Origin of the sequence: uncultured Fluviicola sp., from assembly GCF_902168135.1 — a bacterium.
Classification (GTDB): Bacteria; Bacteroidota; Bacteroidia; order Flavobacteriales_D; family Crocinitomicaceae; genus Fluviicola.
The window spans coordinates 1-24,429 of sequence record NZ_CABHOL010000005.1 but is presented as its reverse complement, the minus strand read 5'-3'; the positions used below and the strand labels follow the sequence as shown (position 1 = coordinate 24,429).

Here is a 24,429-nt window from a genome sequence, read left to right as displayed (position 1 = left end):
TTATAAATTAATCGAAGTTGTTTTATTGGATTGTATTTTAAATTTCTTTTCTACAGTGTAGGTCGTCGATCTTAATTGCTTTTGTCTGTAAACAATGCGGTAATTTCCAGGCTGAAGGTAAACTAATCCTTTCAGGTTGACCAGATCCAGGTTGCATACCCAGTCCATTTTGCCATTGTCACTTTCTACAAATATTTGAGCGGCAATCATTTTGGTTGCGCTGTAACTTAATTGACCGGGAGCAGGCAGATCGATCGTTTCCGTACCGCTTTGTACTACATTTACGGTGTGATAAATGCGTGGCAGTGTAAGTATCTCAATTTCATATTCCCCGACAATATATTTATCCGTTGAACCTACCAGCTGCGAGTTTAAGGTCAGCTGATCGGATTTTTTGTAGACACGGGAAATCACCTGGTAAGGACTTGTAGCATTTGTAAAGCGCAGTTTGATAAATCCTTGCGGACAATCGACAGGAATAACGTTGTGGGTGTTTTTTATGATGCCGATATTGTTCTTATAGACTTTTGGAATGGTATTAACAACCAGGTCATACCTGAAATTGGGGTCCATTGTCAATGTGTCCGGATTTCCCTGGCGGTCGAGCGTATGTACAAAGGTGTACATCAATTCTTTTGTTCCCGCTTTATATAATAACATCGTTACATCCGTTTCATTCGGAACTTTGTGGATGTTATTGAGGTTAATCTGTACAGTTGTATTAATGACAGCTTTTGAGACAACTGTTTTCAAAACATTCCGGAAAGCTTCTTTAGTTTCTGCTTCCATGTAGCTTCCGATACATTTGAATTGGTCGAGGTATGAGATATCCAGTCCCAAACCAATTACGAAAGGAGTTACTTTCACGCCTTTGTCGTGGAGTTTTTTTGCAATAACGCAGGGATCGTTGTCACAGGCTTCTAATCCGTCGGTGATCAAAATAATAATATTCCGTGCATTGGTATCCGGAAAATCGGCTGCTGCTGCTTCCAGGGAACGGGCAATAGGAGTAGTACCTTTCGCTAATACGGTTTTGATTTTGTTCCGGACTTTCGTGAAATTATCCGGGCCGAAAGGAACTTCCAGCTTGGTATCATTACAATCCTGGTAAGTTGCTGTAATCGGTGATTGATGCCCGTAAACACGCAGGGCGATTTGCAAATTGGCAGACCCGTTGAGGCTATCTACTGTTTTAATCAATAGTTCTTTGGCTGCATCAATTCGGGTTTGAGTTCCGTCCCACTTGGCATTCATGGAATTGGAAGCATCCAGGATAAACAAAATACGGGTCAGTTTTTGCCCCTGAGCCTGTGAAAAGCTCAAAAAGAAGATGCAAAAAATGACCGCGCAGTATTTCATCAATAATCGCCTAAGGTTTCTTCCAATTGGATCAAAGCTTCTTGTAATTGCTCTACATTCGGAGCGACACCGTGCCATTTGTGAGAACCTACCATGTAGTCAACTCCCTGACCCATTTCAGTTTTCATAATAATAACAATCGGCTTTCCGTTTCCGGTCATACTTTTGGCTTTATTCAATGTTTCGATCAGGTCCGGATAACTGTGTCCGTCCATTTCCAATACTTCCCATCCAAAAGCCTGCCATTTTCCGCTCAGGTCTCCCAAAGAAAGAACATCTTCCACATCACCGTCGATTTGGCGCCCGTTGTAATCAATGGTAGCAATTAAGTTATCCACTTTATTTGCGGCAGCATACATGGCAGCTTCCCAGATCTGTCCTTCCTGTAATTCGCCATCGCCATGAAGCGTATAAACGGTTCTGTTATCGTTATTCAATTTCTTAGTCAAAGCTGCACCGATTGCATTGGAAAGGCCTTGTCCGAGAGATCCGGAAGCCATGCGTACACCGGGGATCTTTTTGTCTGTACTTGGGTGTCCCTGCAACCTTGCATTCAATTTACGGAAAGTCGCCAACTCATCGATCGGAAAATAACCTGCTCTTGCCAAAACAGAATACCAAACAGGGGAGATGTGGCCATTTGAAAGGAAAAATAAATCTTCTTCTTTTCCGTCCATGGAGAAATGGTCCGGATTGTGTTTCATCATTTCAAAATAAAGGACTGTTAAGAAGTCTGCACATCCCAAAGAACCTCCCGGATGACCTGAATTTGCTCCGGAAACCATTCGGACGATATCTCTTCTTACCTGTGATGCAATTGCTTGTAATTGTTGAATTTCCATTGTTATTTGCTATTTGGCATTGCAAATCTAAGGTTTATATCGGCTTGCTCTTCTTTTTTTTTTAACTAGTTTTGAACCTTCACGCAACTCTTTTCGATAGGAAAGAGTCTTGATTAACGATTAAACAATTTTAAAACTATGGTAAAGACAATACTCTCCGTTGGTTTTTTTCTTTGTGTGGGATTAACTTATGGGCAACAAACGGGTAAAACTCTGAAAACGCGCGACGGATCTAAATATCCGGTTCCGGTTCTGACAGCAGAGATGACGAAGTATGCTGTTGAACATGGAAGTTACATTCTTACAGAGGTAAAAAAAGATGGAAACGCTATTCAATATGATGGCGAAATTTCAGCTGAAAAAGCAAAGAAGGTAAATCCGGCGGATATGGGAATTGCAATTACCGACAGAGATCAATACTATAAAATAACCGGAACTAACCAATATTTAGTCGTTAAGTCTACTTGGGCATTGGATGGTGAAATGAAAATGCAAAAACGATGAAAAAATACACGCAACTTTTAGTAATTTCTATACTATTTATCCTTTCCGGATCTGCATTTGGACAAACTATTATTATGGGATCCGGGATGGAATTCCCTCAAAGCAGCCCGGCAGATTGTAATATTTACGACGGTTCAACCACTAATTTCGTTGATGACGGTGTTGCAGGAAATTATTCTGCGAATTTTAATGATACGATCGTTGTTTGTCCGGATTTAGCACTGGGAACAAAAATGGGGGTTACCTTTGGTATTAATGCCGGTTACACTTTTGATGTTCACGGGTCGGATTCAATCTATGTATATGATGGACCGACTACAAGTTCTCCGTTATTAGGCGTTCATAACTCAGTTACGGATCCTAACGGTTTTGGACACATTGCAAGCTGGAGTAATACCAGTGGCTGTTTAACCATTGTATTCGTTTCAGACGGAGCGAACCAGGGAACGGGTTGGGATGCCAGCCTTGAGTGCGGTAATGCACAACAACCTTTTGAAATGCACATGGAGGCTTTTGTGAATGGTGATATCAATAATGCTATCAGTCCGATTGATACAGGATATGTAGATGTATGTCTGGGAGATAGTATTTTATTAGTTGCAAAACCTTTGTTCCCAAATTCTTTAGAAGCTACCGGATATGGTTATTCTCAAAATTTGGACAATGTTGTTTACGATTGGAATATTTCCGATGGAGGAACTTACCCGAATAATGATTCTATTTGGTTTGTACCCCCTACACGCAATGGTTTTATCGTAGACTTGAAAATTACGGATCTTTTTCCTGCTGTAGAGCGTCTTGTTTCTAAAGTAAGGGTTTCACAATTACCTATTTTTTACGGAACAGGACCTATTGAGGATACAATTTGTTTAGGATCAGAGGCTTCTTTGCTTGGAGGATTTACACCAACGGATACGGTTGGGGTATTATTCCCTCCGGGATCTTTCCAATTGGGTGGTTCTTTTGCCGGTTTGACTTATTTACCGGATGGTTCCGGGCAACAATACGAAACGACGATTACGATGAGTGGTTTTCCATCAGGCGCGGTTGTTGACGATGCCCAGGATTTGAACCAGGTTTGTTTGACAATGGAGCACTCTTTTACAGGTGACCTTGAAATTTGGCTGGAATGCCCGAATGGTCAAACAGTAGATTTATTGAATTCTTATAATCCGGGAATTTTACCTGGTGGTGCTAGTGGTGGCGGAATCTATTTAGGTCACCCGCTTGATAACAACACTGCAACTCCGGGAATCGGATGGGAATATTGTTTCAGCTCCGCATTTAATACAATCGGGCCAATGAGTGCTAACTGGGGGAATACAGTTCCGGTTGCATACCAGGCTGGTCCACCGGAACTTTCTGCAGGAAACTCTGTGGATCCTTCGGATATCTATGCTCCGGACGAGGCATTTGATGCTGCAACGGCTTTATTGGGATGTCCATTGAACGGAGACTGGACAATTCACGTACAGGATAACCTGGGTCAGGATAACGGGTACATCTTCGAGTGGGGATTGTATTTTGATCCTTCATTCTTCCCGGGTATGGGTAACTATACCAATAATCCTGTTCAAACATACTGGAGTCCTGATCCTACGATTGACCCAGCGACATCAAATGATACTTTAAGTATTGCAATTCCAACTCAGGTAGGAAACCATGCCTATACTTATAACCTGATTGATGATTTTGGTTGTCACTATGATACGACAGTAAACGTGTTTACACTTCCTTTACCAACAATTTTCAATGATACGATTGCTTGTGATATGACTTTCCAGGTGGCAGGTACACAAGCTTACCAGGGTGGAACTTGGTTCTCTACTCCAGGAGATTTGAACTTTAACACAGCATCCAGCAATAACCCGGTGATTACATCGCCAAACGGAGCTGGTACATACCAGGTGTCATTTGTGGATAATGCCTGTCAGGATACGGTTTCATCTCAAATAGTGTTTGTACCATATCCGGTTATTTTTGATGATACAGTCCTTTGTGCTGATCAATTCCAGGTTGTGGGAACACAAGCCTATCCTGGTGGAGGAATATGGTCGGCATTATCACCGGAGGTAATCTTCCTTCCGAATAATACCGTTGCGAATCCTAACATTACTGCAACAACAAGTGGTCAATACCAGGTTACCTATACAGATAATGTTTGTAACAATTCTACATCTTCCATGGTGACCTTGTTCTTACTTCCACAGATTTTCCCTGATACTTCCGCATGTGATCTGATCTATAATGTGGTCGGAACGGTTTCAGCGAACGGAGGTGTATGGCATAGTGCTGATACGAATATCCACTTCATTCCGAGTGCGAATGTTGAAAATCCGGTCATCACGTCTTCTGTCCCAGGGGTATATGAAGTTACGTACACCGATAACCAATGTAATACTTCAATTTCTTCTAATATTGATTTTATTAATTGGGCATTTGTGAATACAGTTGATACGGTTATTTGTATGGGATCAACGATTATAACTTCTTGTGGTGTTTATCCTCAGAATGATACCTATGTATGGAGTAATGGTACTGTAGGGCCTGATGTCACTGTAGGTCCTGGTGTCTATACGGTTACGGCATCGAATGAGTGTAATTCGTATTCATCTACGATGACGATCGGCGCAAAAGTTTGTTACATCAATGCACCGAACATTATCACACTATCATCTACTGTCGGGAATAATAAGTTCTTCCTTACTTATGATGGTGTTGAAGAATTCCACATCTCTATCGTTAACAGATGGGGTGGTTTGGTTGCTGAGTACGATGATCCGAGTCCGGCAGCAGCATGGGACGGAAGGAACTTAAATGGAGAGATTGTTTCCGAAGGAACTTACTTCTATAAGTTTACAGCGAAACTAATGACCGGTGAAGAAATACAACAACAAGGATTTGTTCAAGTCATTCACTAAATAAAAATGATGTTAAAAGGCTCTGTGAAAACAGGGCCTTTTTTATTTTTGTACTTTCAGAAAAGATTACAAACAGCGTATTTAATTTTTACAATAAAAACAAATGGAACAACGCATTAGAGTAGGTGTAAACGGATTCGGAAGAATCGGACGTTATTTCAGCAGATTGGCTTTGGCAAACCCGCGAATTGATTTGGTAGCAGTAAATGATCTGGCCCCGGTTGGAACGCTGGTACATTTATTAAAGTATGATTCTGTTCACGGGCGCATGCACGATGAATTTGAAATCATCGGTAATCAATTGATCTTTAATAAAACCCAAAATATTCAATTCCTGCAGCATAAGAACCCGGAAGAAATTCCATGGGGCGAACTGGGAGTTGATATTGTGATTGAATCAACGGGATTGTTCCTGAGTTCTGAAAAAGCAGGCGTTCATTTAAAGTCCGGGGCGAAGCGTGTTATTTTAAGTGCTCCATCGGAAGGTGATGATATTTTTAATGTGGTTCTTGGAGTGAATGACCATTTGTTGACGGCTGAGCACAAGATTGTTAGTAATGCTTCCTGTACAACCAATTCAGCGGCTCCGCTGGTAGCAGTTTTAAAAGAATTTTGTGATATTGAAGAAGCATATATTACAACGATTCACAGTTACACTTCTGATCAGCGTTTGCACGACAGTCCGCATAAAGATTTGAGAAGAGCACGTGCCGCAGCTCAGAGTATTGTACCTACTTCAACTGGTGCTGCTAAAGCAATTACCCGAATTTTCCCGGAATTGGAAGGTAAAATGGGGGGGTGTGGTATGCGTGTTCCGGTTCCGGATGGCTCTTTGACTGATTTGACGGTTATTGTAAAAGAAAATCCGCCAACAGTGGAACAGATCAACACAGCTTTCCAAAAGGCCGCTGATTCGTATTTGAAAGGAATTTTGCGTTATACTGCTGATCCGATCGTTTCGGTAGACATTCTTGGGGATCCGAATTCCTGTATTTTTGACAGTGAACTGACTTCTGTGATCGGAAATATGATCAAAGTGGTGGGATGGTACGATAACGAAGCGGGTTTCTCCAATAGACTGATTGATTTGGTGTTGAAACTTGGTTAATCCTGATTATATAAACAAGTAGGCCCGCGATTATTCGCGGGCCTACTTGTTTATCGTGTTTTGTTTTACATTTTCAATACCCATGCTCCCGGAACGGAACTTTGGATACTTGCAGCCTCAGCAGTTGCTTCATTGAGCGTTGCAAATCCTTTTACGCTTACGCGGTACATTCCACCGTTCATGGTTACGGAAGCTTCTCCGAATCCTTTAGCTTGCAGTTTTCCGGCCAATCGGTTTGCATTCGCTTCGGAGCCGAAAGATCCGGCAATAATGTGGAAATGTTTTGAGCCGTCGAAACTTGCCGTAGAACCGGTTTTCTGAGATTTTGGCTTTGCTACCGGTTTTTTATTAACGGTCACTTCAACCTTTGGCTTTGGAGTTTCCTTCGGTTTCGCTTTTTCTTCCTTTTTCGGTTCTTCAACCGGTTTTTCAGCCGGAAGCTGGTCTTCTACAATTTGCACCTGGTCTTCAGGGATTGGTTCTGATTCAGCGGAATCCGTACTTGCATCCGGGTCTTCTTCCAGTTGTTTGATTTCCTCGCTTCCTTTTGCGGCATCATCGTTTTCACCAGCTAAGTCAGCCAAAATAGGGAAATCTTTTTTCAGGCTGTCAAATTGGATTGCAATGAAAGTTCCGGCACCTAATACCAGTACCAGGAATCCCCATAAAATATAGGAGAACACGGAAGTTTTTCTTTTCTCTTTTGGAGCTTTCTCTGCTTTAACCGGTTTCTCTTTTTTAGCAGGCTCCTTTTTGGCTTCTTGCTTTACAGGTTCTTTTTTAGGTTCAACTACCGGTGGAACGGTTTTTTCAACCTTCGAAGCCTCCACTTTTGGTTCTTCCACAACCGAGGGTGGTGTTTTCTCGGTTTTAGGTTCTGTTTTTGGTGTCTCTGCAACTGGTGGGACAATTTTCTCAATCTTAGGCTCCACAGGTTTTGGAGCTTCTTCTGCAGGTTTAATTTCAACTTTCGGTTCCTCTTTAACCGGTTCAACAGGTTTTTCAATAACCGGTTCCTGTTTAGGAGCTTCGGCAGCAATTTGTTGTCCTCCATTGCTTGCAGACCATACTTCGAATGCGATTTCTCCGTCTACTTTTACAAAGCGTCCGAATTGGTACATATCGTAGGAATTCCCCTTATCGAGTTCAGCCGTAACTTCACGAACAAACTTGGAAATCATATTCGAAGCATCATTTTGCTCAATACCTTCCTTACTTGCAATGTGCTTCGCCAGCGTACCGTCGTCAAACTTCAGATAAGGCATAAACAAGATCTCTCCGGTTGATTCATTGGTCACTGTTAATGCTCCAAGTCCCGGAATAATCAATGTTTTAACCTCTTTTAATAGTTGCAGTAAGTAATTGTTCATGATGTGAAGTTTTGGTCTAATTTACAATTTTATCCAAATATGGATGAAAAAGTCATGCTATCTTTTAAACGCACACCTTTTTCAGTTTGTTCTACGGTACAGCATTCATTGACACTGTCGTGCTCTAAAAATAACACAAACTCCCGGTTTGCGGCATTGTCCAGGAATTCTCCTTTTTCACCAAGTGTGATTAATGGACGTGTGTCATAACCCATAACATAAGCAAGTGGAATGTGCCCGGTACTCGGAAGCAAATCTGCCATGAAAACGAGGGTTTTATCCTGGTAATGAATATGTGGGATCATCATGCTTTCGGTGTGTCCGTCAACAAACAAGACATCAAAATTGTTGAATACCGACTTTGTATAATTCCCCGTTCGTTCTATGAATTTCAACTGACCGCTTTCCTGCAGCGGAAGAATGTTCTCACTTAAAAAAGATGCTTTTTCACGAGCATTAGGTTCAGTAGCCCACTTCCAGTGGTTTTCCGTACTCCAGTATATGGCATTTTTGAAAACCGTTTCCAGTTTCGTGCGGTCCGAATTCCATTTAACAGCGCCGCCGCAGTGATCGAAATGAAGATGGGAAAGAAAAACATCGGTTATTTGATCTAAGCCGAATCCGAGTTTGTTCAGGCTTTGTTCCAGCGTTTTGGTATCTGCCAGGTAATAATGCGAGAAAAATTTTTCTGTTTGTTTGTCACCGATCCCGGTATCGATCAATATCAATCGGTTTCCATCTTCTATGAGCAGACAGCGCATAGACCAGGTACACAAATTATTTTCGTCGGCCGGATTTGTCTTTGACCAAAGGCTTTTCGGAACTACTCCGAACATAGCCCCACCGTCTAATTTAAAGGTGCCTGTTTCAATTGGGTAAATCTTCATCTTATTTTATTTCAGTGTATTCATTCTACTGATGGCGCAGATTTTTTACAGCGAACTAAAATAGAAAATTCGGGGAGTTTAGCAATGGATTATGGACTTTTAGCGTCAAATATTTCGGAAATAATTCAGAAGGTCTTTTCCGAATGGAATCGTTTTTAGGGGAGTTTTGGAAATTACGGGGGCACGAAGTCCTGTTTTAAAATGGTTTTTTCCGGTGATTACCAGTGCTTCGTCCCAAAGAGCTGATTCCATGAACGAGGTCAGTGTAACGGCTCCGCCTTCGATCAAAACTGAGTTAATATTGTTTCGGTATAAAGCTTCCAATATCGATACCGGGGAGATATCGGTCAGTTTGATATATTGAACTTCCCCGATTTCTTTCTCTTCCAGGAGGTTGAATACCATCGTTTTTAATCCATCAGTGAAAACAGCCGCATCATTTGGAGCTTTTAAGTTTGGATCGATAACTATTCTAAGCGGATTTGGTCCTTTGAACGCACGGGTGGTGAGGGAAGGATTGTCATTTTGGATCGTCCGCCAGCCAACCAGGATTGCTTGTTCCGTTGCCCGAAGCTGATGTGTGACCACTTGTGTTTCAGGTTGTGAAATCCAGTGAATTCCCGTTTCCTGTTTTTGTGAACGGTCGATGTCTATAAAACCATCAGCGGTTTGTGCCCATTTTAAGGTAATATACGGACGTTTTTTGGTATGAAAGGTAATGAAGCGTTTGTTTAGTTCCCCGGCTTCTTTTTGTAAAATTCCACAAGTGACTTCAATGCCGGCGTTTTTAAGCTTTTCTATTCCGCGACCCGATACTTCCGAGAACGGATCTATCTGCGCAATAACCACCCGTTTAAACTGGTGTTTTACCAATAAATCAGCACAAGGTGGAGTCTTTCCGAAATGAGAGCAGGGTTCAAGCGTTACATATATCGTTGCCTGTTTGAGCAGAGAAAGATCTTTTACTGAGTTCACGGCATTGACTTCAGCATGTGCTTCTCCGTATTTTTGATGATATCCTTCACCGATGATCTCACCACCGAGAACAATCACCGCTCCAACCATCGGATTGGATTTTGTAGCAACACCACCCAGCTTTGCCAGCTGAAGGGCACGAAGCATGTATTTTTCGTCGGAAGTCATCCTTCAAAATTACGAATTCCGTCCCGATAATTATCGGGATACGAATTCCGAATTGTGTGTTGATAATTGGTAAATTGAATTCCGAATTCGTATTCTGTTCCGCTCAGTCACCGGTTTATTTAGCTTGATTTTTGAAAAAAGGTGGCTGAGCGGAGTCGAAGTTACCTTTTCAATGATTATTTTCGGCTCAAACAAACTACTTTGGAAAAAATCACTTCTTATAAACCTTTGTGGTCGCTGCCTGTTGTTGTTGCTGCACTTGGTTACTTCGTAGACATTTACGATCTGCTTCTTTTTGGAATTGTACGTGTGCCCAGTTTACAGGGTTTGGGATTTAATGAAAAGGAAATTACTCATGTGGGTACGATGATCGTAAACTGGCAGATGGGAGGTTTGTTATTGGGCGGTATTTTATGGGGAATTCTGGGAGATAAGAAAGGACGATTATCGGTTCTTTTCGGGTCGATTGTGATGTACTCGCTTGCCAATATCATGTGCGGTTTTTTGCCTTATTTTCCGAATGACAAAGAGAACTTGACTTACGCTTATATTGCATTGCGTTTTATTGCCGGAATTGGATTAGCCGGTGAATTGGGAGCAGGAATTACACTTGTTTCGGAAGTACTGCCAAAGGAATTGCGAGCTCTGGGGACTTCGCTGGTTGCCGGAATCGGGCTTTCCGGAGCTGTAGTTGCCAATTTAACCGTTAAGCTCACTCCGGATTGGAACATCGCTTATTTCATTGGCGGCGGAATGGGAATCGGGCTGCTTTTATTGCGGATCGGAGTGCTGGAATCCGGTATTTTCAATGAAGCCAGGAAACTGGAAGTAAGAAGAGGAAGTTTCGGGATGTTCTTTACGAACTGGAACCGCTTTTGGCGGTATATCCGTTGCATAGGAATCGGTCTTCCGACCTGGTTTTGTATCGGGATACTGGCAATGTTCGGAAATGTTTTTGGAGAAGCTTTAGGGATCAAAGAAGGGATCAATCCGGGTGATGCAATTATGTGGGGATACATTGGTATTTCAGCAGGAGATATCTTTAGCGGAGTTTTGAGTCATTGGCTGAAATCACGCCGGAAATCTATTTTGTGGATGATGGCTTTCACCCTGATCAGTGTGCTTTGGATCCTTTCCGGAACCATCCATTCTGCCGGAATGTATTATTTTATGTGCTGCTGGTTCGGTTTCGGCACCGGTTACTGGGCGATGTTCGTAACGATAGGAGCAGAGCAGTTCGGTACCAATATTCGTTCTACTGCCGCAACGACTATTCCAAACATGGTTCGTGGAACAGTAATCTTAATGACTATCGGATTTGAATCTCTGATAGGATCGGGGTACGCGGTTCTCACTGCTGCGGGAATTGTTGGATTTGTTTCCTTCGCTATCGGAATTTACAGTACCTGGAGTATTCCGGAAACGCATGGACGTGACCTGGATTTCGTGGAAGAGTAAATCCGCGAACATTTCATTCGCACAATAATTCCTATATTCAACGCATTATTCTCAAAAAAGAAATTCTCTGATGGAAATAGATCCGAACGCGAAACCCGCAAAACCGAAACCGTGGTATAGAGCCCTGTATTTTCAAGTATTGGTTGCAATAGTAATTGGAGTATCACTGGGGTATTTTTACCCGGAGCTTGGAGAAAAAATGAAACCACTTGGAGATGGATTTATCAATCTGATCAAGATGATCATCGCTCCTGTAATTTTTATTACGATTACAGTAGGTATTGCTTCGATGAATGACCTAAAGAAAGTCGGACGAATCACCGGAAAGGCATTTATTTATTTTCTGACATTTTCTACATTGGCACTGATTATCGGAATGATTGTGAGTAATGTGGTTCAACCGGGAAATGGACTGAATATTGATCCGAGTACCTTGGATCAAAAGGATGTTTCTGAATATGTTTCAGCTGCTCATGGAAATTCCTTTTCTAACTTCATCCTGAACATTATCCCTAAAACTTTTATGAGCTCACTCACTGGTGAGAACATTTTACAGGTGTTGTTTGCTGCAATTATGTTTGGTGTAGCATTGTCTTTAACAGCTGATAAAAGCAAACCGGTATTGGATTTCTTCCAGGCATTAACACACCCGATTTTTAAGATTGTAGATATTTTAATGAAGCTGGCTCCAATCGGTGCTTTCGGTGCAATGGCTTTTACAATAGGGAAATATGGTGTTGAGACACTTCAGAATTTATTTTTTTTAGTAGGAACCTTCTACCTTACTGCAGGTTTCTTTGTGGTAGTGATTCTGGGGTTGGTTGCTAGGCATAACGGTTTCAATATCTTAAAACTGCTTCGTTATTTAAAGGACGAATTATTATTGGTTCTCGGTACAAGTTCATCTGAATCTGCCTTACCTTCCTTAATGAAAAAGCTGGAAAAAGCAGGTTGTTCGAACCAAGTAGTCGGATTGGTAGTTCCTACCGGATATTCCTTTAATCTTGATGGAACCAATATTTATATGACTTTGGCAGCGCTTTTTATTGCACAAGCCTGTAATGTGGACTTGTCTTTCAGTCAGCAGGCAACCTTACTTTTGGTGGCGATGCTGAGTTCGAAAGGTGCAGCAGGAGTTTCAGGTGCAGGTTTTGTGACTTTAGCTGCGACTTTAACGGTAGTTCCTGATGTACCCATTGCCGGTATGACCTTAATTTTAGGTGTAGACAAATTCATGTCGGAATGCCGAGCCTTAACAAATCTGATCGGGAATGCTGTTGCGACAATTGTAGTAGCCCGCTGGGAAAAGCAATTAGACCCGGAGGCGTTGAAGAAAGCTTTGAAATAAGTATCAATGACGGAATTATCAATTATCAACAAGGAGACTGAGTCAGCCGTGGCTGAAAGTTCCGTGATAATTCAGTAATTTATAATTGATAATTTCCCTCTGAGCCAACTAATTGGAGGATTTCTACTTTATGCGAACCGTTTAATCCACTGGCATCGCGCATTTCCTGGAAAGCTTTGAAGGATGGTACGTTTAAAAGCTCTTGTTGTATATTTTCATCCGCATATTGAGAGAAGTGGACAAATGAAACACCATCCTCTTTTACAGATACGCTATAGTTAAATTTCGAAGCGTCCAATTGTTCGAAATCGCTTAAAAACTGCTGAATATTAGCTTTGTTCTGCTCTGCAAATGCTTGTTTTACCTGGTAAGTGACTAGTACTGAAATCATTTTATAAAATTACGAATTACGAATTACGAATTACGAATTAAATCTTGCTGATTTTATAGTGGGAACTAAAACAAATAGAAGCCGAAGCGGAGGCCGAAGTTTAGATTCAGCCAGGTAGTTTCTCCCGGGATTAATACAAAATAAAGGGTTTGTGAATCTCCGCCTTCAACCAGCTTGTCAAAATCATGATGTGTTTCAAAAGAAGATTTCACATTTCTGAAGCGCAGGCCTAATCCTGCAAAAACGTCTATATATCCTTTTCTGAAAAGCTGCGCCACACGATATTCATAATTGATATTAAAGCAGTGAATGTTTTTCCGGGTGTAAACCGTTATCGGGACGTCAGGCTGTTCTTCGTATGCATCGTGATACTCAAACGACTGTTTTTTGTAGAAATAACCCATTGAAATCAGGGAGTTTGAACTGGGTAAGCGGTATTTGATCCGGAAATCCAGGTTGCCGCCTTTCACGTTTTTTAAGCTGTTAAAGTTTGGGAAATAACTTCCCGCATCCAACGACAAATAAAGGCTTTTTGATAATCGGACCTCGGTTCCCAATTTGTAACAGGAACCATTGTAGAAATCCAATAAGGAAAGCGGTGCAATCTGAAGAGCCATTCTTCCTTGTTTGGGAATCGAATCTGCAGATGCTGTTTTTGAAAATCCCAGGAAAAAAGCGGTAATTACCAGTATGTACCGGAACTGTTTCATGATTTAATCCAAATAATCCTTCGGGTATAATTTTTGACCGTACTTTTCAGCAGTTTGGTTTGCAAATGCAATTTGTTCGGGAGTCGGAGGAACAGGTTCGGGCAATGTTCCCGGAGGAATTTTTCGACCGGCCTCTTCAAAGAATTGGTCTAATCCGGCGGGTGCAACGATGCAGAGCAGACGGGCGTTTACTGAAGTGGTGTTCTTAAAGCAATGAACAGGTCCGTCTAAAGGAATGTGTACCAAATCGCCTTGCTTGGCCGGGATCCTGCTTTCTTTGGTAATCATTTCGACTTCTCCTTCCAGCACGTAAAAGCATTCCTGGAATCCTTTGTGCTCATGCGGGATAGGGCCACCGTTTGGCGGAACCAGCATTTCTATAATTGCCAACTGTCCTTCCGAGCGCTGGCTGTTGAGTAAAATACTGTATGCGGAAGCTCCGATCGCAATGGTTTCGGCCCCTTCTTTATTGGTGATTTGAATTTCTTTTGAACTCATGATCGTTTCCCTTTGAAATACGCATAGATGGCCATGGCGTGTCCGTGTCCCAGGTTATATTCGTCTTTCAGCCAGCTTACAATCTGTCCGGCCTTAACTTCTGCCATTAATTTTCCATCCTTCAAAAATCCTTTTTCCTGAGCTAGTTTTTGAAGATCTTCGGCTGTTTTTCCGGTTTTCGACTGAATATTGTCCAGGTACGCTTGAAATGACATGTGATAGATTTTGTAAGATCGCATTAAAGGTAGGAAATTATCTCCCGGATAACTTATTAAATCAATAATTTGAAGTAAGTTTGCCCAAAATTATAACATGAAAAACGCCTATTTCATTTGCCTGATGTTCTTTTTTTCAGGCATTGCTCATCTAAGTCACGCTCAGGAAGTCCAATTTTCAGCAGAATTGCCCGAAGTTCGGGAGGAGTTTGTCGGTGCAACCGAGGATAAGATGATTTATAGTAAACCCAATATCAACGGGATTACCGGTAAGGTTTCGGTTGAATACATCGCCGTAAATACCAAAAATCCGGAAGAAAAGAAAAAAACGACCAAGCCCAAGGTCGAGTTCAGTGAAGCCGGAGGTTCCATCAAACGTGTGCTTGTTCAGGGTTCATTTATTTATGAGGTTTACGAAACTGCGGGTTCCATCGCTCTTGTAAAAAGAAGCCTGGAGACATTGGAGCAGAGTGGAAGCGCTCTGGAATTGAAAGATTATACCTTCAAATATGCTAAATGTGATGAGGGCGGAATGTACCTGTTTTCAAAAACGAAATTATACCGTATCGACCTGGATCTTAACCTGGTTTGGAAAAGGGATTATGAGATGTTCAGTGATGTGAATGTTCGCTTAACATCTATTGAGATCGACGATAATTTGAATGTATTAATGACTGTTGCCGTAGATGAGCAGGTGAAAACGAAGTTCTTCGGATCAACCCCTCCTGCAAAATCATCTTTGCTTTTTATCATTACAAACCCGGATGGGGAAGAACCTAAAGTAATCAGTCCTGAAATTCCGGAAAGTCTTACAGTGCAGGCTGCACGATTTAATTACAATGCTAAGACCAGTCAATTGAGCGGTTTGTTCATCACTGCAAAAGAAGTTGGAGCGAATCCCGGATTTGCCAAAGGATTTGCCTATACATTCCTGAAATGGGATGATGAAGGTTCTATTGTTAATCACGAAAAGCATGATTTTGTTTTCAATGATTTCATGGATGAGGATATGAAAAAGAATATTCCCGTGATGGGAGTAAAACCTGAGAAGTGTGATTTTGATAAGTGGATGCGCTATCCTGCTTTTTCAAACATCCGTTTTTTGGAGAATGGAAATGCTCTTTTTGTTGCAACTTCTTTGGGAAAATACGTTGGAGAAATGGAAAACAGCAAAGTCATGTTCCTGCTTTCACCTGACGGGAAGTTGATTTGGCAAAAAATGCTTCCTTATTCTTCCAATGGGTTGTACCTGAATGCTGATTTTTTCGTTTCTGATAACCAGCTTCACTTCCTGATCCAGGATTTTGTAAAATCATTCGAATCCGGTTCATACAAATACGCGATTATTAATTCACCTGCCAGCGGCAAAACGGTGTGTTTGTCGGAGCGCGTTTTTGATTTGGAGAACGGGAACGAATTGTCAAACAGGTTCATCGCAAATCCATCCGAGAAATTTATGCCTACAAAAGTTATTTACAACAAAGATGGGAAAGCCATTGTGAGGTATTCTTTTACGGCTAGAAACCTGGAACGGTTTTTAACGATCGATTTCTAGCATTTAGCATTAAATTCGCAAAATTGGCATCCAATCTCTTTATGGGATTGGATGTTTTAGTTTGGAAAGGACCGGGTTTTGTTCCCTGCAAAAAAAATGTAGTTTTGTGAAAAAAGATATGACCAATCAACTAATTACTGCCCTCAGCTTTCTATTATTCTTTCAAACCAGTTATTCTCAGGAAATTCGCGTGTCTTCTGATATGCCTGAATCCGCGGGCAGGATTGTCGGGTTTTGGGAAGGCAAACTGATTTCAATGAATACTACATTGGTCCCGGAACTGCAGGTGCTGGATACGACTTTTGAAAAACCGAAAGTGAAGACTTTTAAGATCGGTCCGCAAGCGGATGATGCTAAGAAGGTCGGTACGACAAACTGTTTTATCCACGAAGATTTTATTTACGAGATTGATTATGTTTTCACAAATACCGTCTTGCCCGGACATGCAGGAAATGCAAAAGGATACACGGTCATCGTGAAACGCGATCTTAGGACAATGCAGATCGTCAGTCAGCGAATGATAAACCGGCTGAATACACAGGTCAAGTTTGTCAAAACCCTGGAAGAAGGTTTTTATGTGTGTTTGGGAGATTCTTACATGTCGCACGGAAGAGGATTGAATTACATGACTGTAAGTAATCCAACTGAAATTATTCCGACCCTCATTAAAGGATTTGACTACGATTTGGAGCCTTTAGCCTCGTTGGATTTGAGTGCTTACGAATCCCGTCTGAATCCCTATCTGAACGAGATTTCGGTTGACGAACATTCTGTGCTGAGTGTTCCCATTATTCAAAAAATGCCGGTAAAAGAGCAGGGAAAGCAGCAAAGAGGAGCCATCACTTTTTTACGGACCAATTTTTCCGGAGATTCGCTGAATATTTCCCTGGAATATGAGCTTGAAGAAGGACTTCACGTGAGTTCTGTGAAAGTTCGCTTTGACAAGAAATTCGCTGTTTACAAAGGGATTTTTATGGTAAACAGATCTTCCGGAGAAACTGCCGAATCAGATTCGAAATACGGTTATGTCTACCAGGAATGGGATGAATCGGGGAAATCAGTGCAGACGAAGTTGGTGCAGTTGAAGAAAACCGATTTGATTACTTCGATAGGAATGACCAACCCGGACTTTGATGATTCAAAAGTTTCCCGCCTGAATTTAGATGCGAATGTCTTACTTTTTGAATTTTTGCCGGATGGAAGTGCATTGTATGTTGTAAATACGATTGCTTCACCAAATTTCATGAAAATCACGAACAGTAAATGCATCCTTTGTATTTCGGCAGACGGAGAGTTGAAATGGACCAAAATCCTTCCTTACTCTTCGAATGAATTGTATGCCAATGCGTTTTTCTTTTTGCAGAATGACGAATTACATGTCTATACGAAAGAATTCATCAGGAATTTCTCCTCCGGATCCTATCAATACGATGATTCCCGGGGAATTGCGAATGGTTTGTCGGTAGTTATGACGGAACGTGTAATGGATTTGGATGATGGAAAGGTCATTACTCATAAGCCGCTTATCCATTTGCAATCGGCGAAATACGACTTATTTTGGCCGGTTACTATACTCAGTACGAATGAATATTTGCTTCGTTACCGGTTTACGAAGGGTAATAAGGATAAATGGGTGCGAATTGCTTATTAAGCTTTTTACTTCAATTCTTCCAATGCCTTCTTGGTTCCTATCGCTGCTGTGATGTAATCGATTTCCCTTTTCGGGGAGCGGGCAGGAGAGTGGTTATCGAGCCATAGGAGAAATTGAACTCGTTTATGGAAGGGTGACTTTTGCAGAAATAATGATTTCAGTTGAGCCTACGGGATTGTTGAAATGACAATTGCAAAATGAAAACTGCAATTTTCCATTTACCTCATTGACATAAACAGTATGGTATGATTCCATAAAAAAGTCGTAAAATCCGGATTGAATATATACTGCAGCGTGATCAGATTCAGAAGGATAGTATCCTTGATCTACCAGGTACATTCCGGGCTTTGGTGTTCCTTTAAAAATGAAATTGATGGTTTGATTTATACCGCCACTCGCATAAACAGAATAATAAATACCTCCAGAGTGGGAAACTGATGTATAAGTTGTTCCGCCAACTCCACCCAGGGTTGATGTACTTGAGTTATTTGAAACGGAACATGGTGGAAGTGGAGGTTCAATTATTTGAACATCTACACTTCCTCCTTCAATTACACATCCTTCGTGAATGATTTCAACAAAGTATCTTCCTGAATTATTGATGGATGCAGAATCTATTGTTACTTTATTTGGTTCGTAATTTTCCCAACTGTCAGTTGTTTCCATTGCCCAACCATTGGGACCTCTCCATTTATATATATAACCTGTACCATAATGTACTGTATTTAAAACAAGAGGCCATCCCTTAATGACTGGTCCGTTGCTTGATAAACCTACTGGTTCAGGAGGCTTTGAACAAGATTCTTTTTTTGTCTTCTGACAACTATTTAATGAAAAAAGGGCAAAAATGAGTATAAAGGTGGTAAAGAACCTCATTTGGATAACAATTTAATTTTAGGGCAAAATTAGTTGATTTTTTAAGTCTTCTTGCGAAATTTTGACACTATTTCAGTTCTTCCAAAGCCTTCTTGGTTCCAATCGTCGCGGTGATGTAATCAATTTCCCTTTTCGGGGAGCGGGCAGGAGAGTGGCTTCTGCCGTAAAAGATAATCTGCAGGTGCAGTTTGTTCCACAATTCACGCGGGAATAATTTCTTGGCGTCACGCTCGGTTTCTTCCACGTTTTTCCCGCTTGTCAGCCCCCAGCGGGTCATTAAACGGTGAATGTGTGTGTCTACAGGAAATGCAGGAACCCCGAATGCCTGCGACATGACAACAGAAGCTGTTTTATGTCCGACTCCGGGTAGTGCTTCCAATTCTTCAAAGGTTTGCGGAACTTCTCCGTTGTGTTTATCGATAATCAAATGTGAAAGGTCGTAAATAGCTTGTGATTTCCGTGGTGAAAGTCCGCATGGTTTGATGATATCCCTGATTTCTTCCACGGATAGTTTGATCATGTCCTGCGGGCGTGATGCGCGTTTGAATAAAGCCGGAGTAATCTTATTTACACGTTCGTCTGTACATTGTGCTGAAAGCAGAACAGCGATCAGTAGGGTATATGCATCCCAATGGTCCAATGGAACCGGAGTTTCGGGGTAGCACTTTTCCAGTTCGTCGATTACGTATTTTGCTTTTTCTTTTTTAGTCATGACGTGCAAAAATAAGGAAATGATCGGAATTAGAATGGTTGTTTGCAAACAGCAGGGACGCGATGCTTCGCGTCCCCACTGTTTGCAAACAGCAGGGACGCGATGCTTCGCGTCCCCACAGATTATTCTTGGTAACCTGATGTTTTTAATTAATGTACCACAAAATGAACAATCTTTGATGCGGTATTCCCTTCATGGTCCAAAGCTGCAACCACTTCCAGTTTCAGGGGTGTGTAAGCTGTGTACGAATGTGTTACTGCCTGGTTTATGGTGAAATTAGCCAAATGGTCATGAATGTCGTTCTGGTAAATAATCGAATCATTCAGGGCATTGGTTACTGTAACCTGGTATCCGTGCATTTCAGCTGTTCCAACTATCGTTCCCGTTACCGAAAAATTTCCCTGGATGGTGTCGTTTTCAGTTGGTGAAGTGATGGTGATTACTGCAGTTGCATGATCTTCGTGCCCATGACTGTCGTCTGTTGATTTGTCTTTTTTACAAGCAGTTAAAGAGATGCTGCTTACAAGGATTGCTGTAATAAAAAATGGTTTCATATCTAATTGAAAAAATAATTAAGTGAAATACTAAATGCTGTTTTTTGGTGGGAGTTTCCATCTCCCAGGTTTTGAGCTATCGGAATGTGGTAATTTCCCTGTACTACCCAGGAATTGAATTGTACCGATGCTCCGATGATTCCGTTTAATACCTGTCCCTGAGTGGGAGAGCTTGAGATCGCTTTTCGATTCAGGTAGTCGACCCCGCTCCAGGAGTATTGTGTTCCTGCGTAAATACCCCAGGTCCTGAATTTGTACTGTACGAAAAGGCTTGCATTGAACAAGGACCCCGGAATGTAGTTGTATTTGTTCTCTCCTCGCAAAATATATTGTGCTGTTTGAAGCAAACTCCATTTTTTCTTTTGGAAGAAGAACGAGTTCTGAAACACCGGATCAAAACTTCCGGTTCCCGGATACAAATACAAATCGGCATCCCCGGGATGAGTGAACTTTCCAAGCGGACTTTTTATTCCTGCTCCAACAATCCAGCGAAAACGGCGGGTCTGCAGGCTGTCTTGCTTGTCAAACAGGAAGAAGTTGACCATCAGAGTCGGGTCTCCCAATCCGTTCTTTTGTGAAGTGGTGTCATCGGCGATATGTTTGTTAAATCCAATAGGAAGGGAAAGCTGTAACTGCCATCTTTTGGAAATGCGCAATTGTCCCAGGATGTCCAATCTTTGAAAATAATCCGTACTGCGTTCGATGCCGTTTCCGAAAACTTCCGGGTGCTCACTTTTGTACAGGCGGTATTGATAGTTTAATCCGATGCTCGATCGATTGCCTTGTGCCAATGTTCCCAAACCATGTGTAGAGTTAAAAGCTCCGCACCCGCACACGTCACATGACAGCGCGGTTTGGTACACGACAAGACACACGAAAAAGAGGAAACTTTTTTTCATGGTGCTGTAATTACTAATTTGTTCTAAGAAATAAGCATAGTAAACTGTTCTCACGCAGATCTCGCGGATTCCGCAGATCCATAGTGAATGAATATAGCTATGCCCTGATATTAATTCATAAAAATTCCTATTACGATACTTTCGAAAGAGTAACGGTTTTTAGGTTTTTGTTCACGAAAATATGCTCGACACATTATTTTTAATAAAAATCTGCGTAATCAGCGAGATCTGCGGGCAAAAAACCTTACAGAGTCTATGAATGAAATTATCCGACAGCGGGTGGGTGGAAGACGGAACCTGAAAAGGAATTCAGTTCTGTGTTTTGGTAAAAGAAGACAGTTGTTTTTTCTGAAAGAATTTCGATAGTATTTGCTTCAAAATCAGTGATTACCTGTGAATCCGAATTCCAGACGTTTTCTTTCAGCTTTAGAGGCATTTTAGGAACAGGTTGATTTTTCTTTTCCTCCTGTTCCAATTTCTTCAGTTGTTTTGCCAGATAACATTTACCGTCACAATGAAGCATCGGTTTTTTCTTATTGACACAGTATTTGGCTGCGAGTTCGACCTGGTTGTTATAAAACCAGACATTCCATGAGAATGCCGCAATATCCTTCCAAAGCAAGGCCATTACGAAAACAATACTCAATATGCCTGCAGCTTTTTTCAAATCCTCATTAGTAAATCGAAGGGAAAGCTGTTGGATCTGCTTCGTTCATAATAGCGTAAGCTGCCTCAACAATATCATCAATACTCGGCTTGGAGAAATAATCACCGTCAGTTCCGTAAGCCGGCCTGTGATCTTTCGCGCTCAAAGTTACCGGAGCAGAATCCAAATGAACGTATCCGCCTTGTTTAACAAGAATCTGGTCTAACAAAAATGCTGTTGCACCTGAACTTACGTCTTCGTCAACAATCATCAAACGGTTTGTTTTCTTCAAAGACTCGGCAACCATTCCGTTGATATCAAACGGAAGCAGGGTTTGAGCATCGATCAATTCAACTGAAATTCCCATTTCTGTCAATGGTTTTAATGCTGCTTCGCATAAATTGAAAGTGGAACCGTAAGAAACGATTGTCAGATCTGTTCCTTCGGTAACGATTTCAGGAATTCCCAGCGGAGTAGTGAAGCTTCCGATATTTGTAGGCATCTGTTCTTTGATGCGGTAGCCGTTTAGTGGTTCAATGACCAAAGCCGGTTCGTCTGCCTGCATCAGGGTATTGTAGAAACCTGCTGCTTTTGTCATATTTCTCGGAACACACACATGTACTCCGCGAATGGAATTGATAATCATTCCCATTGGTGAACCACTGTGCCAGATTCCTTCCAAACGGTGTCCGCGTGTTGAAATGATTAACGGTGCCTTTTGTCCGCCTTTGGTTCTGTATTGTACAGTTGCTAAATCATCCGACATGATTTGGATTCCGTAAAGCAGGTAATCCAGGTATTGGATTTCAGCAATTGGACGCAATCCGCGCATGGCCATCCCGATTCCCTGTCCGATAATGGTACATTCACGAATCCCGACATCAGATACACGAAGTGTTCCGAATTGTTCCTGTAATCCTTCCAAAGATTGGTTTACACCACCGATCTTTCCTGCATCCTCCCCAAAAATCAATGCTTCCGGGTATTTTTCAAAGATTGCCTTGAAGTTATCCCGTAGAATGATACGGCCGTCTTCCATGTGTCCGCTTCCATCGTAAGCCGGAGCAACTGCTGTTACTTTTAAAGCACTGTTTTCCGAATTGGAGTATAAATAACTGCTGTAACGATCTGCATTGTTTTCAGTTTCCTGTTTCAGCCATGCGATCAAAGCTGTTCTGGATGGCGTATTTTCATCACGAATCAGGCGCAATACTTTTCGAACAGTATTGAAAATATCCTTGCGGATCGGGTTCATGGTTTTTTGAAGCGTTTCGATCTCGCGTTTAATGAAAACTCCGTTAGTGCTTTCATTTGCCAGGACTTCCAAAACACCAACAGCACGTTCCAGGTCCTGTTTCAGATCTTGCGTGAATAGTGTCCACGCTTCTTTCTTTTGTTCGTTTACGTATTCTTTCGCTTCTTTTGTGATTTGCGCTAATTCTTCTTCGGTTGCTAATTTTTGACCGTCAGCGTCAAAATTCAGGATCCATTCTTTGAATTTGTTGATACAATCAAAGTCTGATTCCCATTGCAGGCGTGCTGCATCTTTATAACGTTCGTGAGATCCTGAAGTAGAGTGACCCTGGGGCTGGTTTACTTCTTTCACGTGCACCAATACAGGAATGTGTTCTCTGCGAGCCAATTCAACGGCTTTTTCGTAAGTCTCGCATAAGTGCGCGTAATCCCATCCTTTTGTCACGAAAATTTCATAACCCTTTGAGTTTTCCGTACGCTGCATACCGCTCAATGCTTCGGAAATACTTCCTTTCGTCGTTTGGTGTTCGCGTGGAACTGAAATTCCGTATCCGTCATCCCAAACCGACATAACCATTGGCACCTGTAAAACTCCGGCGGCGTTAATGGTTTCCCAGAAAGGTCCTTCTGAAGTGGATGCGTCTCCGATTGTTCCGAAAGCTACTTCATTTCCTCCGTTCGAGAATTTTTTGAATGCTTCCAGGTCTTTCAATGTCGGGTGTTCACGATATACTTTCGATGCTTGTGCCAATCCCAATAAACGCGGCATTTGTCCGGCAGTAGGAGAGATGTCGGCAGAGGAATTCTTTTGTTTTGTCAGGTCTTTCCAGTTCCCGTTCTCGTCCAGGTTACGCGTGGAGAAGTGTCCACCCATTTGTCTTCCTGCGGATTGCGGTTCAATGATTTCATCTGTATGCCCGAACAATCCGGAGAAATACTCGCGGACATTTAACTGGTCAATGGCCATCATCAGGGTTTGGTCGCGGTAATATCCTGAGCGGAAATCGCCGTCTTTGAACTGTTTTGCCAATGCAATTTGTGCCAATTCTTTTCCGTCACCGAAAATTCCAAACTTTGCTTTTCCGGTAAGAACTTCTTTTCGACCTAAAAGAGATGCTTCTCTTGAGATACTTGCCAAACGAAAGTCTTTCAATACTTCCGATTTGAAGGTGTTAAAGTCGACTGCGATCAATTCTTCCTGGGGTGTTTGTGATGCCATAGCTTTGTTATAAAGTTGCACAAATATACTAAATCTTAGTCAAAGTAGACGCGGGATTTGATTCATAATAGGCCATATTTTACCACCGGGTTATACTTTATAAAGGGGAATTGCTTCCTACTGTAAACTGGTCTTTAAAGCCTGATTTGAGGCTGGAAGAGTTGAATTCCAAAATTCAGAGTTTTTCAAATTTTAGAATTCGATTGTTCGCTAATTTGTGAACAGAATTTTTAGTAACTATCTATTTATTAGTGATTTATTCGATTTTAATTAATTGTTTTCAAATCACTAAATTGTAGAAAAGCAAAA

General features: G+C 41.7%; 22 protein-coding genes. 7 read left to right on the top strand and 15 right to left on the bottom strand.

The genetic code is table 11. From position 1 onward, the window contains the following. Together QZT69_RS00420 and QZT69_RS00415 are read right to left on the bottom strand one after the other, a co-directional pair. On the bottom strand, window positions 1-1,359 hold the full coding sequence (locus tag QZT69_RS00420) for a VWA domain-containing protein (RefSeq protein WP_294669423.1): 1,359 nt from the start codon (window positions 1,357-1,359) through the stop codon (window positions 1-3). Further along, the gene (locus QZT69_RS00415; protein WP_294669421.1) at window positions 1,359-2,201 is read right to left on the bottom strand and encodes a transketolase; all 843 of its coding nucleotides are present in this window, start codon (window positions 2,199-2,201) and stop codon (window positions 1,359-1,361) included. The genes QZT69_RS00420 and QZT69_RS00415 overlap by 1 nt, the downstream gene beginning before the upstream one ends. A 138-nt stretch (window positions 2,202-2,339) precedes the next feature. On the opposite strand from QZT69_RS00415, the gene QZT69_RS00410 reads away from it, so the two are divergent. From QZT69_RS00410 to gap, 3 genes are all read left to right on the top strand, one after another. After that, a complete protein-coding gene (locus tag QZT69_RS00410) occupies window positions 2,340-2,705 on the top strand; it encodes a hypothetical protein (RefSeq protein WP_294669418.1) in 366 nt (121 codons plus the stop codon). Further along, the gene (locus tag QZT69_RS00405) at window positions 2,702-5,626 is read left to right on the top strand and encodes a gliding motility-associated C-terminal domain-containing protein (RefSeq protein ID WP_294669415.1); all 2,925 of its coding nucleotides are present in this window, start codon (window positions 2,702-2,704) and stop codon (window positions 5,624-5,626) included. Before QZT69_RS00410 ends, QZT69_RS00405 begins: the two co-directional genes overlap by 4 nt. Before the next feature lie 103 nt (window positions 5,627-5,729). Beyond that, window positions 5,730-6,734, top strand: coding sequence for a type I glyceraldehyde-3-phosphate dehydrogenase (gene gap / locus QZT69_RS00400; protein WP_294669414.1), 1,005 nt, complete (start codon window positions 5,730-5,732; stop codon window positions 6,732-6,734). A gap of 65 nt (window positions 6,735-6,799) precedes the next feature. On the opposite strand, the gene QZT69_RS00395 is transcribed toward gap, so the two are convergent. The 3 genes from QZT69_RS00395 to ribD all read right to left on the bottom strand — a co-directional run bounded on the left by QZT69_RS00395 (window position 6,800) and on the right by ribD (window position 10,134). Further along, window positions 6,800-8,104, bottom strand: coding sequence for an SPOR domain-containing protein (locus QZT69_RS00395; protein WP_294669412.1), 1,305 nt, complete (start codon window positions 8,102-8,104; stop codon window positions 6,800-6,802). Window positions 8,105-8,133: 29 nt separating this feature from the next. Then, window positions 8,134-8,991, bottom strand: a complete 858-nt coding sequence (locus tag QZT69_RS00390) for an MBL fold metallo-hydrolase (RefSeq protein WP_294669408.1) — start codon at window positions 8,989-8,991, stop codon at window positions 8,134-8,136. A gap of 105 nt (window positions 8,992-9,096) precedes the next feature. Continuing rightward, window positions 9,097-10,134 (bottom strand): bifunctional diaminohydroxyphosphoribosylaminopyrimidine deaminase/5-amino-6-(5-phosphoribosylamino)uracil reductase RibD, encoded by a 1,038-nt coding sequence (gene ribD, locus QZT69_RS00385; RefSeq protein ID WP_294669406.1) that lies wholly within the window; start codon window positions 10,132-10,134, stop codon window positions 9,097-9,099. A 201-nt stretch (window positions 10,135-10,335) separates the two neighbouring features. Between ribD and QZT69_RS00380 the strand changes: the two genes are divergently transcribed. Together QZT69_RS00380 and QZT69_RS00375 are read left to right on the top strand one after the other, a co-directional pair. After that, the gene (locus tag QZT69_RS00380) at window positions 10,336-11,592 is read left to right on the top strand and encodes an MFS transporter (protein ID WP_294669403.1); all 1,257 of its coding nucleotides are present in this window, start codon (window positions 10,336-10,338) and stop codon (window positions 11,590-11,592) included. A gap of 70 nt (window positions 11,593-11,662) precedes the next feature. Then, entirely contained in the window at window positions 11,663-12,940 is a 1,278-nt protein-coding gene (locus tag QZT69_RS00375) for a dicarboxylate/amino acid:cation symporter (protein ID WP_294669400.1), read from the top strand. A 79-nt stretch (window positions 12,941-13,019) separates the two neighbouring features. Here the strand turns inward: QZT69_RS00375 and QZT69_RS00370 are convergent, their stop codons facing one another. The 4 genes from QZT69_RS00370 to QZT69_RS00355 all read right to left on the bottom strand — a co-directional run bounded on the left by QZT69_RS00370 (window position 13,020) and on the right by QZT69_RS00355 (window position 14,754). Beyond that, entirely contained in the window at window positions 13,020-13,331 is a 312-nt protein-coding gene (locus QZT69_RS00370; RefSeq protein ID WP_294669394.1) for a hypothetical protein, read from the bottom strand. A 65-nt stretch (window positions 13,332-13,396) separates the two neighbouring features. After that, on the bottom strand, window positions 13,397-14,041 hold the full coding sequence (locus QZT69_RS00365; protein ID WP_294669389.1) for a hypothetical protein: 645 nt from the start codon (window positions 14,039-14,041) through the stop codon (window positions 13,397-13,399). Between the two features lie 3 nt (window positions 14,042-14,044). Further along, the gene (locus QZT69_RS00360) at window positions 14,045-14,539 is read right to left on the bottom strand and encodes a cupin domain-containing protein (protein WP_294669386.1); all 495 of its coding nucleotides are present in this window, start codon (window positions 14,537-14,539) and stop codon (window positions 14,045-14,047) included. Then, window positions 14,536-14,754 (bottom strand): DUF4287 domain-containing protein, encoded by a 219-nt coding sequence (locus QZT69_RS00355; protein WP_294669383.1) that lies wholly within the window; start codon window positions 14,752-14,754, stop codon window positions 14,536-14,538. The genes QZT69_RS00360 and QZT69_RS00355 overlap by 4 nt, the downstream gene beginning before the upstream one ends. Before the next feature lie 97 nt (window positions 14,755-14,851). On the opposite strand from QZT69_RS00355, the gene QZT69_RS00350 reads away from it, so the two are divergent. Next, complete coding sequence (locus tag QZT69_RS00350) at window positions 14,852-16,309, top strand: hypothetical protein (protein ID WP_294669380.1); 1,458 nt, start codon at window positions 14,852-14,854, stop codon at window positions 16,307-16,309. 106 nt (window positions 16,310-16,415) lie between these two features. Next, entirely contained in the window at window positions 16,416-17,960 is a 1,545-nt protein-coding gene (locus tag QZT69_RS00345; protein ID WP_294669377.1) for a hypothetical protein, read from the top strand. Between the two features lie 123 nt (window positions 17,961-18,083). Here QZT69_RS00345 and QZT69_RS00340 read toward each other — a convergent pair whose 3' ends face one another. From QZT69_RS00340 to QZT69_RS00315, 6 genes are all read right to left on the bottom strand, one after another. Next, complete coding sequence (locus QZT69_RS00340; RefSeq protein ID WP_294669374.1) at window positions 18,084-18,626, bottom strand: hypothetical protein; 543 nt, start codon at window positions 18,624-18,626, stop codon at window positions 18,084-18,086. 277 nt (window positions 18,627-18,903) lie between these two features. After that, window positions 18,904-19,548, bottom strand: coding sequence for an endonuclease III (gene nth / locus QZT69_RS00335; protein ID WP_294669371.1), 645 nt, complete (start codon window positions 19,546-19,548; stop codon window positions 18,904-18,906). 149 nt (window positions 19,549-19,697) lie between these two features. After that, window positions 19,698-20,102, bottom strand: coding sequence for a hypothetical protein (locus tag QZT69_RS00330; RefSeq protein WP_294669368.1), 405 nt, complete (start codon window positions 20,100-20,102; stop codon window positions 19,698-19,700). A gap of 2 nt (window positions 20,103-20,104) precedes the next feature. Beyond that, on the bottom strand, window positions 20,105-21,001 hold the full coding sequence (locus QZT69_RS00325) for a hypothetical protein (RefSeq protein WP_294669364.1): 897 nt from the start codon (window positions 20,999-21,001) through the stop codon (window positions 20,105-20,107). A 265-nt stretch (window positions 21,002-21,266) separates the two neighbouring features. After that, the gene (locus QZT69_RS00320) at window positions 21,267-21,668 is read right to left on the bottom strand and encodes a hypothetical protein (RefSeq protein WP_294669361.1); all 402 of its coding nucleotides are present in this window, start codon (window positions 21,666-21,668) and stop codon (window positions 21,267-21,269) included. A 7-nt stretch (window positions 21,669-21,675) separates the two neighbouring features. Then, on the bottom strand, window positions 21,676-24,120 hold the full coding sequence (locus QZT69_RS00315; RefSeq protein WP_294669358.1) for a thiamine pyrophosphate-dependent enzyme: 2,445 nt from the start codon (window positions 24,118-24,120) through the stop codon (window positions 21,676-21,678). Between the last annotated feature and the right edge of the window lie 309 nt (window positions 24,121-24,429).

Bases quoted from the DNA above. Each gene is read 5' to 3' on its own strand.
- QZT69_RS00420 (WP_294669423.1), bottom strand. From the start codon at position 1,359: ATGAAATACTGCGCGGTCATTTTTTGCATCTTCTTTTTGAGCTTTTCA.
- QZT69_RS00415 (WP_294669421.1), bottom strand. From the start codon at position 2,201: ATGGAAATTCAACAATTACAAGCAATTGCATCACAGGTAAGAAGAGAT.
- QZT69_RS00410 (WP_294669418.1), top strand. From the start codon at position 2,340: ATGGTAAAGACAATACTCTCCGTTGGTTTTTTTCTTTGTGTGGGATTA.
- QZT69_RS00405 (WP_294669415.1), top strand. From the start codon at position 2,702: ATGAAAAAATACACGCAACTTTTAGTAATTTCTATACTATTTATCCTT.
- gap (WP_294669414.1), top strand. From the start codon at position 5,730: ATGGAACAACGCATTAGAGTAGGTGTAAACGGATTCGGAAGAATCGGA.
- QZT69_RS00395 (WP_294669412.1), bottom strand. From the start codon at position 8,104: ATGAACAATTACTTACTGCAACTATTAAAAGAGGTTAAAACATTGATT.
- QZT69_RS00390 (WP_294669408.1), bottom strand. From the start codon at position 8,991: ATGAAGATTTACCCAATTGAAACAGGCACCTTTAAATTAGACGGTGGG.
- ribD (WP_294669406.1), bottom strand. From the start codon at position 10,134: ATGACTTCCGACGAAAAATACATGCTTCGTGCCCTTCAGCTGGCAAAG.
- QZT69_RS00375 (WP_294669400.1), top strand. From the start codon at position 11,663: ATGGAAATAGATCCGAACGCGAAACCCGCAAAACCGAAACCGTGGTAT.
- QZT69_RS00370 (WP_294669394.1), bottom strand. From the start codon at position 13,331: ATGATTTCAGTACTAGTCACTTACCAGGTAAAACAAGCATTTGCAGAG.
- QZT69_RS00365 (WP_294669389.1), bottom strand. From the start codon at position 14,041: ATGAAACAGTTCCGGTACATACTGGTAATTACCGCTTTTTTCCTGGGA.
- QZT69_RS00360 (WP_294669386.1), bottom strand. From the start codon at position 14,539: ATGAGTTCAAAAGAAATTCAAATCACCAATAAAGAAGGGGCCGAAACC.
- QZT69_RS00355 (WP_294669383.1), bottom strand. From the start codon at position 14,754: ATGTCATTTCAAGCGTACCTGGACAATATTCAGTCGAAAACCGGAAAA.
- QZT69_RS00350 (WP_294669380.1), top strand. From the start codon at position 14,852: ATGAAAAACGCCTATTTCATTTGCCTGATGTTCTTTTTTTCAGGCATT.
- QZT69_RS00340 (WP_294669374.1), bottom strand. From the start codon at position 18,626: ATGGAAACAACTGACAGTTGGGAAAATTACGAACCAAATAAAGTAACA.
- nth (WP_294669371.1), bottom strand. From the start codon at position 19,548: ATGACTAAAAAAGAAAAAGCAAAATACGTAATCGACGAACTGGAAAAG.
- QZT69_RS00330 (WP_294669368.1), bottom strand. From the start codon at position 20,102: ATGAAACCATTTTTTATTACAGCAATCCTTGTAAGCAGCATCTCTTTA.
- QZT69_RS00325 (WP_294669364.1), bottom strand. From the start codon at position 21,001: ATGAAAAAAAGTTTCCTCTTTTTCGTGTGTCTTGTCGTGTACCAAACC.
- QZT69_RS00315 (WP_294669358.1), bottom strand. From the start codon at position 24,120: ATGGCATCACAAACACCCCAGGAAGAATTGATCGCAGTCGACTTTAAC.